We start from the raw sequence: 13,572 nt of genomic DNA on the forward strand, positions 1-13,572 counted from the left end.
GCGGCCCGATATAGGCCCGTATGTCCTCGGGCGCGCAGACGGCCTCGTCCGCGAGAGCACGGGACGCCTTGGCGGCGATGCGCGCGATCGTCCCCTTCCAGCCGGAGTGGATCACGGCGAATCCGGATGGAGCCGTAAGGACGACCGGCACGCAATCGGCAAAACAGAGCATCACCGGCGTACCGGGGGCCACGCAGACGATCGCATCGGCGCCCGCGGCGATTTCGGTCCGCACAGAAGCCAGGGAGGTGGGGTCCGAATCGCGCACCACGGCGACATGGTCGCCGTGGACTTGGTTGGGAACAAGGAGACGGTCGAGCAGACCGTCAAAGCCCTCGGCCGCCCACGCGCCCGGGCGGCCGCCGAAAGGCGCGGCTTTACACAGCGCATGAAGCGCGCGCCGCCGGTTCTCCAGAACGGCTTCGAGATCGTCTCCCACGTGGGACCCGAGGTTCAGCGAGGTGTACGGAGCCTCGGACACGCCGCCCGTGCGCTCCGTGAAGCCGAATCGCACCCCGCCGTCGCACCCACCGACAAGCGCCACCCCATCAACCACAACGCGTTCCATAGCGATATCCCCCATCTCGTCAAACACAAGTTCCAGCAAGCCGCCCCGCCGCCCCACCTTACGCGTGAGAGCCGCGAAGCCTCCGAGCTTTCGGCACCTTCAAATTCTCTACCACGTTAACGCAAGGAGGGGTCCGGCACTTGCCTAAGCAAACATTCCGCAGCCGTTGAGCAAAGCTCGACGACGAGGACGTTTGCGTGGCAAGTGCCGGACCCCTCCGACAAGTCACGTGGACGAATTAGAAGTTGCCGCGCTTGAGGAAGTCGGGAAGCTCGAACTGATCGTTGCCGAAATTCGGAAGCTCAGTGCCGCCGATGTTGCGCGTTGCCGCAGGAGCAGCGGCAGGCTCAGAGGAACGCTCGGAACGGGGAGCCTTGGAAGCAGCGAAGAGCTCGTCCTGGCGGTTCACGTTGGAATCAGAGAAGCCAGTGGCGATTACCGTGATGCGAACCTGATCGCCCAGGGACTCGTCCACAACGGTACCGAAGATGATGTTGGCATCCGGGTCGACGGCGTTGGCGACGAGGTCGGCCGCGTCGTTGATCTCCTGGATGCCGAGGTCCTTGGAGCCGGCGATGGAGAGCAGGACGCGCGTCGCGCCGTCGACGGAGCTCTCGAGCAGCGGGCTGGAGATCGCCTGCTGCGCGGCATCGACGGCGCGGGTGTCGCCGGAGGCGACGCCGATGCCCATCATGGCGGTGCCGGCCTGCTTCATGATGGTCTTGACGTCGGCGAAGTCGAGGTTGATGACGCCGGGGACGGTGATGAGGTCGGTGATTCCCTGGGTGCCCTGGGACAGGACGCCGTCGGCCGTGGTGAAGGCCTCGAGCATGGTGGTCTTCTTCTCGGCGATGTCGAGCAGGCGGTCGTTCGGGATGACGATCATGGTGTCGACGGATTCGGCGAGGGTCTTGATGCCCTCCTCGGCGGAATTCTTGCGCTTGCGGCCCTCAAAGGTGAAGGGCTTGGTCACGACGGCGACGGTCAGGGCGCCCACGTCGTTCATCGCGATGTCGGCCACGATGGGGGCAGCGCCCGTACCGGTGCCACCACCCTCACCGCAGGTGATGAAGACCATGTCGGCTCCGGCAAGCGCCTCGGCGATGTCGTCACGACTCTCCTCGGCGGCCTTACGACCGACCTCGGGGTTGGCGCCCGCGCCTAGACCGCGGGTGATGTCGGTGCCGATGTGAACCTTGATGTCGGCATCGGAAATGGCCAGGGCCTGAGCGTCCGTGTTGATGGCGACGAACTCAACGCCGCGGATGCCCTCCTCGATCATGCGGTTCACGGCGTTCGTGCCGCCACCGCCCACGCCGACGACCTTGATGACAGCAAGGTAGTTGTTGATCTCGTTCTCGTGCATGTGCGGTCCTTTCGAACGCTATGTTGCTAGCCCTTAGGCGAAACGTCACGACGTTAACCCTCAACTAGAGATTAAAAGTCAAGGTAAACCGTGCTATGTTTGCACAAAGTAGGCTCTCAAGTCAAACCGACCTGCGCATATTGTGAAGTATACGGCATTTCCGCTGGTATTCCCAAAGACCGTTCGGCGAGCGCAAAAATGGCGCGCGTCAGAAACGCGCCAGACCTCGTGAGCATTACCAGTCAACCCTCATCGGCAGCCTATTGTGGAGCGCTACGGAACGTGTAGGCGCCAGGCTCACGGACGTTGATGAACGACACACCCGTCTCTTGGGACAGCAGCTTGGTGACCACGCGCTCTTTCTCGGTGATATTGTCCGGCGCGCCGAGCGAGACCTCAACGCCGGAGATCAGATATGCCGAAATTGCCTCCACCGACGAGACCGACAAACTCTTGATCTGCGCCACGAACTCCGAGGAAAAGCCGTTTGCGTATTCAAGTCCCGCCAAAACCACGTCCGAATTCACCGGCTCGCCGCTTTTGGGGGAGATATCGCTGGGCACATCGGTCAAAAGAAGGGCGCCGGAATCTTGTGCGACCCTCAACGCGGCCTCCTGGGAGGACAGCAGGGTGGCACCCACGGGCACAGACCCATCTTCGCCCACCTCCACTTCGTTGCCCTCCGCATCGACGGCGACCAGAAGGGTCACGGGAGCAATCCAAGTACCGTCATCGCCGATCGCCCAGGCGATCTCGTCCGCGGTGATATACGCGATGGCCTTCAGTTGGCGTTCCACAGGCGTGATGACGAGCGCATGCGGCCAGGAGCGTTCAATCTGAACGCCCTTGATCCACGGGCTCGCCTGGAGCTGCTCGAGAATAGCCTTCTCGTCGACGTTGAGCAGGGTCGTCCCCTCGGGAATATCGACAAGAGCCTGCACCGTCTGTTGCTCAACGTGATCGCTACCCCGCACTTGAATATCGGAGGCCTCAAAGAGCGCAGAGTTCGCAATGACGACGACGGCAAGTGCCACGGCGGCAAGTCCGCCCACGCCAGCGATGAGCACGCCTCGACTCGGTTTGCGGATGTTGAGTTTTGAAGCGAGCGCGGTAAAAAAGCCCCCGATTGCCGCGAAGGCCCCCATGAGGGGACGCAGGACGCGGACGACACCCGTTTTTTTCGAGCTGGGCTTACCAGCAGCGGGCATACTCGCGCGCTTGACCCCGGGCACGACGATCTTTGCGGCCGTCTTCTTGCCGGATGTCAAAGACGAAACATGAGCGGTGGAAGTTTTTTTCTCGGCAGCTCGAACCGCCGCGGGAGAAGCGACGGGGCGCGTGCCGTGGGGCAATTGCCTTTGCCGGGCAGAGGCCTTGGCGCTCTTGCCGGGAACCACGCCACGCTTGGTGGGGACAGGGCGCTTTGCCTTCGAGACGCCCATGGCAGACGCAGGCCGGGCAATCTGCGAACGCGCAGAGACGGGCTTGGACTTCGCCGACGCCCTCGAGACGGGAGCGGGTTGAGGAGCCGACGACGGCTTCCTGGAAGCCGGGGTCTTCTTTGCTGCCGCGGCACGACGATAGGTAGGCTTGGGAGCCCTAGAAGCCGAGGAATTTGACTTCTGGTTGTAGCTCGACGCCATACCTCTCCCTTACCGTCTTGTGCACGTGCCGTATGACCGCGGAGACATCTGCCGCGGAAGCGGTTCCCTTGTTCACGATAAAGTTAGCGTGAACGGACGAGACTTCCGCCCCGCCCTGAGAAAAACCCTTTAATCCGCATTCCTCGATCATGGCGCCCACGGCGCGATCGGGGGGGTTGCGAAACACCGAGCCGCAGGACGGGACGCCGAGCGGCTGCGTACGACGGCGGCGCGTTAGGGCGCGCTCCATGCGAGCGCGAATCTCATCTTTCAAGCCCGGCATGAGTTCAAGTGTCACCTCGAGGATGATCTCATCGCGCGGAATTCCGCACTCGCGATACCCCCAGGCGATGTCGTCGTGCCCGTAATGACGCATCCCCTCGCCCGGCTTATACGTCATGACATCTTGAACAAGCGTTCCAATCCACTCGGTTCGCGAGCCGGCGTTCATGGAAATCGCGCCTCCCACGGTTCCCGGAATGCCCACCGCGAACTCAAGGCCCGCGAGCTCCTTGGAAAGGGCTTCGTTCACCAGGCGCGCGAGGATGGCACCGGCACCGACGGTGATGGTTCGACCATCCTCACCCAGCACGAAGCGGGAGAATTCGCTGCCGAGCGTGATGACCGCCCCACGATAACCCTCATCGGCGACGAGCAGGTTGGAGCCCTTTCCGATAATGACCCATGGCACCCGCTCGCGGGCGAGTACCTCGATGGTGCGGCGCAGGGAATGATAGCTATGGCAGGTCACGAACAGATCGGCCTTGCCGCCAATGCGATAGCTCGTGTGACGGGCGAGCTTCTCCTGCTCGATAATGTCCGTGTCGATCGTGCCCGAGAGCGACATGACGGCGTTGAACACACCCATCGACTATTGATCCTTGCTCGCGACATACTCGAGATAATCGGGTCCGACGGCGGTGACGTCGCCCGCACCCATGGTGATGAGCAGATCGCCCGCCTGCGCGACCTCATCCAAACAGGCCATGAGGGACTGATGGTCGGACGCGTAGCGCACCTGTTTGTCGGGGTGGGCGGCGCGAATCTTATCAGCGAGCATCTTGCTCGTCACGCCGGGGATGGGCATCTCGCCCGCCGGGAAGACATCTACGAGCACAACGGTATCCGCATCTGCAAACGCGTCGACGAAGTCGTCGCACAGCGCCTGGAGACGCGAATAGCGGTGCGGCTGGAACACGACGATAACGTGCTGGAAGTCCAAAGACTTGGCAGCATGAAGCGTCGCCTTCACTTCGGTCGGGTGATGGCCGTAGTCATCCACGAGCATGACGCCGCGGGTCTCACCCACGTGCGAGAAACGGCGGCGGGCACCCTCGAACGTGGAGAGGGCCGTCGCGGCCTCCTGTGTATCGAGGCCGAGCACATAGGCCGCAACAAGGGCGGCAGTGGCGTTCAGCATGTTATGACGACCGGGATTGTTTTTAATGGAGACGGAGCGAACAGCCCCATCGGGAAGAGCGACCGTAAAATCGGTACCGAAGGTATGGCTGGAAGCCCGCGGCGTGCAGACGACGTCGAAACCCTCGCCTTCACCATAGGTGAACACCGAACGACCAGTCGAACGGGCGAGCTCGACGAGGCGCGGATCCTCACCACAGACGATGACCGCGCCGTCCTCGTCCACCAAACGCATAAACGCGCAGAACGTGTCTTCGATCTCGGCGAGCGAGCCATAGTGGTCCATGTGGTCGGCCTCGACGTTGGTCACGATGACAACATGAGGATCGAGGTAGAGGAAGGAGCTGTCCGACTCATCCGCCTCGACGACGAAGTACTCCCCATCGCCGTTCTTGCCGTTGGTTCCATAGCCCTCAACGACACCGCCGATCAAAAAGCTCGGGTCGAGCCCCATGCGGTCGAGCATAGTCGCAACCATAGAAGAGGTCGTCGTCTTGCCGTGCGTACCAGCAGCGGCGACCGTCGTGCGGCCATACCCGAGGGCAGAAAGCATCTTGGCGCGGTGCCAAACGGGAATACCGAGCTCACGCGCGCGCATGAGCTCCGGATTAGTCTCGGGGATCGCCGTGGAAACCACCACGACATCGGGCTTGACCTCATCGATCGTGGCGGCTTTATGCCCCACATGGACGTTGACGCCAGAGCGCGTGAGCTGACGGACATAGCGGGAGGTCTTGAGGTCGGAACCCGTGACGGTGAAACCACGCTCATGGAGAACCAAGGCAATGCCGCTCATGCCGGCACCGCCGACGCCGATAAAGTGAGCGCTCTTGAACGTCGGGGCGGTCGTCGCCTCGGGAACTGCAATGGTCGACATGACTCTCCTCGCATGATCGCATACGTAAACTAATCTAGTATACGCCATTCGCATTGCCTCGGGTCCCATCGCCCCGCCCCACGGCATATCATCCCGTGCTCAAACAGCGCTTCGCGGCGGGCACATCCATTGCCTCGGATCCCATCGCCCCTCCCCTGCGGACATCATCCCGTGCTCAAACAGCGCTTCGCGAACTGCGCGCGGGACGATGTCCGCAGGAGAGGGGCTGCGGGGACTCTGTCGATGGGCCCCCTTACACGAGGGCTTCTAGCTCGTCGGCTAGGACTTGGGCGGCTTTGTCTTGGGCTAGGCCGCAGGCGGCGTCATGCATCGCGGAGCGGCGGGCGGGGTCGTGCAACAAGGTGAGCAGCTCTTCGCGGAAAGAATCGCCATCGATGTCCGCATCCGCAAAGACCACAGCGGCACCGGCGTCGGAAAGCAAGCGGGCGTTGGTGGTTTGATGGTCGGCCGTGGCAAAGGGGTACGGAACGAGGATAGAGGGCACCGCGAGGGCGGCGATCTCGGCCACTGAGGATGCGCCGGCGCGGGACAAGACAAGGTCGGCGGCGGCGAGGACATCGCCCATGTCGTCGATATAGGATCGGACCTGCCAGCGTGCGCCCTCGTCGCCACTCAGATCGAGGGCCGCGACGGCGTCATCGTAGCCACCCTTGCCCGTCGACTGAACCACATGCAGGCCCTCGATCGCGAGCAGTGCGCCCTTGAGTTCCGCGAGCCGCTCATTGAGGTGCTTGGCTCCCAGGGACCCGCCAAAGACCAACAACACCGTCGCGTCTTCATCGATTCCAAGAGCGGCGCGGCCACGTGCGCGGTCGCCGTCAAGCACGCTGCGGCGTACAGGATTGCCGGTGAACACGATGCGCGTGGCAGAGCCGGCATGCTCGCGAAGGATGTCCCCCACGCTCGGCTGACCGGTTGCGATGAGCCGCGCGAGCTTGGCGGAGCGCTTGTTGGCAAGACCGGGAACGGAGTTCTGCTCGTGCAGGGCAACGGGAATGCCGAGCTTAGCCGCGGCGCGCACGAGCGGCAACTCGAGATATGCCCCAAAACCGATCGCAACATCCGGCATGGGCAGGGAGCCAGACTGAAACTCGCCCACCAAGCGGTGCTCCTCACGCGCTAGATGCATAAGGGCCGTGACGAGCGTCCACGGACGCTGTCGATCGAAGCCTGTCACGTGAACGGGGTGGAACGGGAAGCCCGCCTGGGGCACAAGTGAGCCCTCCAAACGACGCGTCTCGCCAAAAAAGTGAACCTCGTGCCCACGGGAGCGCAATTCATCCGCGAGTGCCAAGGCGGGATTCACATGGCCTGCGGTGCCACCTGCGGCGATGGCGACCACCAAATGCCTGCTATCGGTCATAACGGCTCCTCCCCGTTCGCCCTCTACCATCACCGCGACCAGACTCACCGGAACGGCGCGGGCGAGGGTTGCCTGCGATACCACCATAATCCACCCGAGGCCGTGCGTCACGCGAACGGAGTCGTTCGGAGGCACCGCCGCCCAAATCCACGCGCTGATACCCACCTGGGCGCGGCATCCGCTCCGATGCGCGGACATTCCGCGCGCCACGCGGACGCGGACCGCGCGGACGATCGGGCAAAGATGGGGCGCCCCCTTCGTATACGCGCAATCCGCCACGACCGCGCGGCATAGGATCGCCCACACCGGAATCCTCCTCCACGTTACCCGCAGCCATAACATGGAAGCTTGCGCGACGGCGGTCGGCAGAGGTTTGGACGTTGCTTTCGACCGAGACGCGGAAGATGAATCCCGCAAGTATGAGCGACGTGAGCACCGAAGAACCGCCGTAGCTGACGAACGGAAGCGGTTTACCCGTCATCGGCAAAAGGCCCAAGATGCCAAACGAGTTGATGATGAACTGGATGAGCAAGACAAACGAACAGCCCGCAGCGACCAACTGGCCATGGAGGGTCGGCGAGCGGCGCGCGATGTAGAACCCCGCGGCGATCATGGCAAGGAACACGGCGACGAAGATGGCCATGCCAACAAAACCGAGTTCCTCACCAATAATCGCAAGGATATAGTCGGTGTGGGCTTCGGGCAGATAGTAATATTTCATGGTCGCGTTACCGATGCCGCGACCGAACGGACCGCCCGAGGCGAATGCCATGATGGCGACCGTCGCCTGGAAGCCGTCGCCGTACGGGTCGCTCCACGGGTCGAGGAAGACGAGGAGGCGGGCGAAACGGTAGGGCGATGCGACGGCCAGAATGATACCCGCCAAGACCATCAGCACGAATGCGCCGGCGATCAGGCGGTATGAAATGCCGCAGATGTAGGCCATGGCAAAGACCGTCGCCACAATGATGATCGTGGTTCCCAGGTCGGGCTCGGCAAAGATGAGCACCGCGGGCACACCCACGCAAAGCAGCAGGTAAAACAAGAACGACGAGGTGTCGAGGGTGCCATCGTCGTAATACGCGGCGAGGATGTTTGCCGCGTAGACGATGACCGCGGGCTTGGCGAGCTCGGCGGGCTGCAAGTTGAAGAAGCCCAGTGGAATCCAACGAGAGGCGCCCCACGTCTCGCCACCGGCACCGACCGCCAACACAATGACGAGCAGCGCGACGACTGCCCACCACACGCTCGTCACGAAACGAGTGCGAAACGCCTGCCAGGGAATGATCTTGCGCGTGCCGATAACCGCGAACGCACTGAACCCGATGACCATAAAGATGGCCTGGCGAAAGACGTAGTGCCAGGAGCTTCCCTCCTCCTTGAGGGCTTCGACAGACGATGCAGAGTACACCATCAGCAACCCGAAGGCGCAGATCGCGATCAGGCACGAGATGAACACGAGGCGGGGACGCATAATCCGCGCGGGAACGCCGGCGATCAGCTTCTCCCCCAACTCGGAATGACTGGTCGCCGTGGCACCACGGCGAGATCTCTTGCCGGGACGCGCCTGAGACGCGCTCGAACCGCCCGAAGTTACCGAGCGCTCATCGCGCGTGCGACGGAACGCGCCAAACGGCCTTTTGTCTTTTTTGGCATCGTCGGCCACGCCGGAGACGACGTTGGGCTCATCCACGGTGCGTTACCCCTCGAGGGCGGAAAGCTCCGCCACGTAAGATCGGAACGCATCGCCGCGTTCCTCGAAGCCGGAAAACTCGTCAAATGACGCACACGCAGGCGACAGCAACACGACGTCGCCGCGCTGCGCGAGGGAGCGGGCAACGTCCACGGCATCGCGCAAGTCATCGGCCTCGGCGATATCGATCTCGGTGGAAGCGGGAGCCTCGGCCAAGGCGGCGCGGAATCGCTCGCGGGCGGCTCCGAAGCACACGACGGCAGTGGCGTGCTCCACCACGACGGACATGAACTCATCGAGCGGAGTACCCTTATCGGCACCGCCCAGTAACAAGATCACGCGATCGTTGGGAAAGGCAGTGAGGGCCTTTTCGACCGCGTCGGTGTTCGTCGCCTTGGAGTCGTTGATATAAGTCACGCCGGCAACCTCACCGACGGGCTCAATACGATGAGGCAGCGGCTGAAACGCGACCAAGCCGGCACGGATACCCTCCGCGTTCGCCCCGCAGGCGAGTGCCGCCGTGGACGCGGCGAGAGCGTTCAACGTGTTATGGGCGCCTGCGATATTGAGCTCGTCCACGCGCACGAGGGCGGTTTCCTCGCCGTGCAGGCGCACAACAAGATGCCCGTCACGCACGAACGCGGCATCCGGGCCACCGGCATCGGAAAGCGAGAGCTTGAGCACGCGGCGTCCCGGCACATACACGCGGTCGGCAAAGGCCGCAATGCCCTCGTCCTCCACGTTGACGATGGCGATATCGCTCTCGTCCATATTGCGGAACAAGCCGATCTTCGCCAGAGCGTAATTCTCATGCGTCTTGTGCCAACCCAGATGGTCGGGCGTGATATTGAGCAGAACGGCGACACGCGGATGCAGCTCGCTCGTCGTGGCGATCTGATAGCTCGAAAGCTCGGCGACGAACCACTCCCCCTCAACGCGGCGATCGACATCGTGGATGCAGACGTTGCCGATATTGCCCACCGCGACGCTCGGCAGGCCCGATGCGCGCAGGAGCTCGTTGGTGAGCGACGTCACCGTCGTCTTCCCGTTGGTACCGGTGATGGCGCACCAGCGTTCGGGCGATAGGCGCCACGCGAACTCAGGCTCACCCATGATCTCGCCACTCACCGCCCCGGCATTGCGGAAAAACTCGGAAAACTCGGAGATACCCGGACTCGCCACGCAAATATCGTATGTGCCTTCGACAACCTCGGTCCCATAGACGAACCGGGCGCCTCGCGCCTCAAGCGCACGCGTGCGATCTGAGGGTTCCGAACTCGCGCCCCCGTACGTTGTGACCGAGCTGACACGCTCGCCCAAGTGATCGACGGCCCATGAGACGACTTCGAGACCGGACCCTCCCTGCCCGAGGACGAGAAGGCTGAAACGTTGCGGCAACGGCATATGAACTTCCTAACCCAGCTGGAAGAAGAGTGCAAGGCCAAGGGCTCCGAACGCCGCGGAGACGATCCAGAACCGGATGACCACCTTGGTCTCCGCCCAGCCCTTCTTCTCGAAATGATGGTGTATGGGCGCCATGAGGAACACGCGCTTGCCGGTAGCCTTGAAACTCGCAACCTGAATCATCACCGAAAGCGTCTCGGTGATGAACAAGCCGCCCACGACAAGGGAGACGACCTCGGTGTTGGTAAGCACGGCGACGGCGGCCAAAGCACCACCCAGGGCGAGGGAGCCCGTGTCACCCATGAAGATCTGCGCGGGATAGGCGTTGAACCACAAAAAGCCGATGCAGCCGCCAGCGCATGCCGCGCAGAATATGGCGAGGTTGGCGTCGTGGCACACAAAGCACACGGCGGCCATCACGATCATGGAGATCATGACCGTACCGCCCGCCAGGCCGTCGAGGCCGTCGGTGAGGTTGACGGCGTTGGACATGCCCGCAAGCAGCAAGAACACGAACACAAGGTACAGCCACGGAATATCGATCGTCATCCCGGAGATGGTCAGCGTCGTGGTGAGGATTCCCAAGTCGATGGAAAAACCGCCGGGAAAGCGTATCACCGGGGCCACATCGCAGTAGTTCACCGCGATGACGAAGAAGACGCAGACGATCAGCGTAAGACCGATCATCTTGCCCGCGGGCGTGAGGCCAAGGGAGCGTTTCTGCACGACCTTGGTCACATCGTCGAAGAGCCCAAGTGCGCCGGTGGCGAGCATCGCGCCCACGGCGAGCATGAGGTCGATGGTGGGCTTAGCCATGATGAAGCAGGTGAGCACCACGGCAAGCAAGATGATCACACCGCCCATGGTGGGAGTTCCCGCCTTCACCAGGTGGGACTGCGGGCCGTCCGCGCGGATCTGCTGACCGATGCCGTCCTTTTTAAGGAAACGGATCCACAGCGGCATGATCAGCCCGGCGATCACCGCCGAGATGAAAATGGCCAAAAAGACTTGGTACGTGGGATACGCGGGGTTACCGAGCATCGGCGCACACCTCTTCCACAAATCGGTCGAGTCCGACGAAACGCGAACCCTTCACCAACACGAGGTCGCGTTCGCCGATCACCCCGGCGAAGCGCTTGATAAGCACGTCGCACGACGGAACGACGTGCACGTCGCCCTCGTCGAGACCCATGAGACGCGCGGCAGTGGCCATCTCCTCGGCAAGCTCACCGCCCACGCAGATGAGCAGGCCGGGACGCTTCGCGGCGGCATAGGCACCGGTGAGCGCATGGAGACGCGGAGCCTCCTCGCCCATCTCGCCCATCTCGCCCAAGATGGCGATACGCGTGCCGGAGCACGGAAGACTCTCGAGCAAGTTGAGGCCGGCTGCCATGGATTCGGGGCTGGCGTTGTACGAATCGTCGATAACGCGGGCACCGCAGGTCGCATGGCGGACCTGCGCGCGGCGGCCAGTCAGTGCAAGCGAGGAAAACGCCTCGTCGATCTCGAAACCCGGAACGCCGAGACGGTGCGCAACGGTCGCGGCGAACAGCGCGTTGGGCACCGACTGGGCACCCGGAATGGACAGGTGCGTCTTGAAGCTCAAGCCATCCTCGAACGTGATGTCGAAGTGCGGACACCCCGTCTCATCAAGCTCTACATGGGTCGCATAGACGTCATCATCGGTCGAGGTGCCCGCAAGCACCACATCGATGCCGCGAGGCCGCGCATACTTCTCGATGATGAGCGGGGTGAAATCATCCTCGCCGTGCAGCACGAGGGCGGAATGGTGCCCCTCGAAGTTCTCGGCACTCGGAGGCATGCCCTGAAGAATCTCGGCCTTGGCGCGGGCGATCCCCTCGCGGCTCCCGAGCATGCCGATATGCGAGGTGCCCACCTTGGTGATGATGGCAAAGGTCGGTTGGGCACACGCGGTGAGGCGAGCGATCTCGCCGAAATCGTTCATACCCATCTCGAGGACGAGCATCTGCGTGTCGGCGGGGGCGGACAGGATGGTCAACGGCAAGCCGATAAGGTTGTTGTAGTTGCCCGCGGTGGCGTGAACGCGGAAGCGCTTTGCCAGACAGGCGGCCAATACGTCCTTGGTGGTGGTCTTGCCGATGGAGCCCGTCACACCGATCACGGTGCAGTGCAGGCGTGCGCGGTAGCCCTGGGCGAGGCGCAAGAGGAACTCGGTGGGGTCGTCGCAGGTCAACAACGAGCAATTGCGCGCGTGGGCGGCGTCGACGAGAGTCTGGTCGGGCTCCCGCGTCATCACGACGGCGGCGGCGCCCTTCTCAATAGCGGCGGCGGCGAAATCGTTTCCATCGACGCGCTCGCCGGGGAACGCGACGAAGATGGCGTCCGGCCCGACTTCGCGGGAGTCGATGACGACGCCGCGGCATACGCGATCGGGATCACCCGCGACGCGGCGCGCGCCCGTGGTGCTCTCGAGGTACTTGACTGCGATCTCAACCATATTAAGTGGTAACCCTTCCTGATCGCGTTCCTTGCAACGTGATATGGTACCCCGCCCGCCCTTCGATGTGGTGCAGGCTGTGTGAACCCTATCGCGTGGGCTTGATGCCCAACGCCGGCAACGCCGTCTCCATGATCGTCTTGAACACCGGAGTCGCCGCATCGGAGCCGGCAGCCGTGCCGTAAAGCGTGATGTAGCACATCGCGCGCGCATCAGTGGTGGACGCGAAACCCATGAAGGAAGACATGTAGTTTCCCTCTTGATAGCCAGATGTGCCCTCCACGGCGCGCTCCGCGGTTCCCGTCTTTCCCGAGATTTCGTAACCGGAGACCTGCGCTCCGGTGCCGGTACCTTCATCGACGACCGTTCGCATCATATCCGCAACGGCGGCGGCGGTCTCAGCACTCAGCACCTGCTGCTCGCCATCGGTCCAATCGACCTCTTGCCCGGCACGTGTCTTGAGGAAATGAGGGGTCGTCATGACGCCCTTGTTCGCAATCGCGCTCATGGCGCGCACCATCTGCACCGGCTCGACGGCAAGCGCCTGACCAAACGACATCGAACCCAGGGTCGCGCCATCATACTCGGATCGACCCTTGATGATGCCAAGCGATTCGCCCGGAAAATCAATGCCCGTCGAGGTGCCGAACCCGAAGTCCTTGATGACGTACTGGTCGAAGTCGTCCGCACCGATCTTCTCGCCCACCAAGACGAACCCTGTATTCGAGGAGCGCCGCAT

General features: G+C 62.8%; 11 protein-coding genes. All 11 read right to left on the reverse strand.

What is annotated here, in order from left to right:
• Positions 1 to 568, reverse strand: a 568-nt coding sequence (locus tag ACT8II_RS08235) for a polyphenol oxidase family protein (RefSeq protein WP_443813750.1), incomplete at its 3' end; no start/stop codon positions are given.
• A gap of 238 nt (positions 569 to 806) precedes the next feature.
• Positions 807 to 1,934, reverse strand: a complete 1,128-nt coding sequence (gene ftsZ / locus ACT8II_RS08240; RefSeq protein WP_118654156.1) for a cell division protein FtsZ — start codon at positions 1,932 to 1,934, stop codon at positions 807 to 809.
• Between the two features lie 260 nt (positions 1,935 to 2,194).
• Positions 2,195 to 3,577: a cell division protein FtsQ/DivIB gene (locus tag ACT8II_RS08245; RefSeq protein WP_118654157.1), complete on the reverse strand. Its 1,383-nt coding sequence runs from the start codon at positions 3,575 to 3,577 to the stop codon at positions 2,195 to 2,197.
• Complete coding sequence (gene murB, locus ACT8II_RS08250; RefSeq protein ID WP_118654158.1) at positions 3,534 to 4,445, reverse strand: UDP-N-acetylmuramate dehydrogenase; 912 nt, start codon at positions 4,443 to 4,445, stop codon at positions 3,534 to 3,536. Before murB ends, ACT8II_RS08245 begins: the two co-directional genes overlap by 44 nt.
• Before the next feature lie 3 nt (positions 4,446 to 4,448).
• Positions 4,449 to 5,873, reverse strand: a complete 1,425-nt coding sequence (murC, locus tag ACT8II_RS08255; protein WP_294159289.1) for a UDP-N-acetylmuramate--L-alanine ligase — start codon at positions 5,871 to 5,873, stop codon at positions 4,449 to 4,451.
• A gap of 253 nt (positions 5,874 to 6,126) precedes the next feature.
• Positions 6,127 to 7,257 carry an undecaprenyldiphospho-muramoylpentapeptide beta-N-acetylglucosaminyltransferase gene (murG, locus tag ACT8II_RS08260; RefSeq protein ID WP_443813740.1) on the reverse strand — a complete coding sequence of 377 codons (1,131 nt, stop codon included), beginning with the start codon at positions 7,255 to 7,257 and terminating at the stop codon, positions 6,127 to 6,129.
• On the reverse strand, positions 7,247 to 8,950 hold the full coding sequence (gene ftsW, locus ACT8II_RS08265; protein WP_443813742.1) for a putative lipid II flippase FtsW: 1,704 nt from the start codon (positions 8,948 to 8,950) through the stop codon (positions 7,247 to 7,249). Before ftsW ends, murG begins: the two co-directional genes overlap by 11 nt.
• A gap of 6 nt (positions 8,951 to 8,956) precedes the next feature.
• On the reverse strand, positions 8,957 to 10,354 hold the full coding sequence (gene murD, locus ACT8II_RS08270; protein ID WP_118654162.1) for a UDP-N-acetylmuramoyl-L-alanine--D-glutamate ligase: 1,398 nt from the start codon (positions 10,352 to 10,354) through the stop codon (positions 8,957 to 8,959).
• 9 nt (positions 10,355 to 10,363) lie between these two features.
• The gene (mraY, locus tag ACT8II_RS08275) at positions 10,364 to 11,395 is read right to left on the reverse strand and encodes a phospho-N-acetylmuramoyl-pentapeptide-transferase (protein WP_118654163.1); all 1,032 of its coding nucleotides are present in this window, start codon (positions 11,393 to 11,395) and stop codon (positions 10,364 to 10,366) included.
• Complete coding sequence (locus ACT8II_RS08280; protein WP_118654164.1) at positions 11,385 to 12,833, reverse strand: UDP-N-acetylmuramoyl-tripeptide--D-alanyl-D-alanine ligase; 1,449 nt, start codon at positions 12,831 to 12,833, stop codon at positions 11,385 to 11,387. Before ACT8II_RS08280 ends, mraY begins: the two co-directional genes overlap by 11 nt.
• Positions 12,834 to 12,921: 88 nt before the next feature.
• Positions 12,922 to 13,572, reverse strand: a 651-nt coding sequence (locus ACT8II_RS08285) for a penicillin-binding transpeptidase domain-containing protein (RefSeq protein ID WP_443813745.1), incomplete at its 5' end; no start/stop codon positions are given.

It is taken from the genome of Collinsella sp., assembly GCF_052346665.1.
Classification (GTDB): Bacteria; Actinomycetota; Coriobacteriia; order Coriobacteriales; family Coriobacteriaceae; genus Collinsella.

Excerpts from the sequence above, each read along its gene's own strand:
- ftsZ (WP_118654156.1), bottom strand. The coding sequence starts at position 1,934 with ATGCACGAGAACGAGATCAACAACTACCTTGCTGTCATCAAGGTCGTC.
- ACT8II_RS08245 (WP_118654157.1), bottom strand. The coding sequence starts at position 3,577 with ATGGCGTCGAGCTACAACCAGAAGTCAAATTCCTCGGCTTCTAGGGCT.
- murB (WP_118654158.1), bottom strand. The coding sequence starts at position 4,445 with ATGGGTGTGTTCAACGCCGTCATGTCGCTCTCGGGCACGATCGACACG.
- murC (WP_294159289.1), bottom strand. The coding sequence starts at position 5,873 with ATGTCGACCATTGCAGTTCCCGAGGCGACGACCGCCCCGACGTTCAAG.
- murG (WP_443813740.1), bottom strand. The coding sequence starts at position 7,257 with ATGACCGATAGCAGGCATTTGGTGGTCGCCATCGCCGCAGGTGGCACC.
- murD (WP_118654162.1), bottom strand. The coding sequence starts at position 10,354 with ATGCCGTTGCCGCAACGTTTCAGCCTTCTCGTCCTCGGGCAGGGAGGG.
- mraY (WP_118654163.1), bottom strand. The coding sequence starts at position 11,395 with ATGCTCGGTAACCCCGCGTATCCCACGTACCAAGTCTTTTTGGCCATT.
- ACT8II_RS08280 (WP_118654164.1), bottom strand. The coding sequence starts at position 12,833 with ATGGTTGAGATCGCAGTCAAGTACCTCGAGAGCACCACGGGCGCGCGC.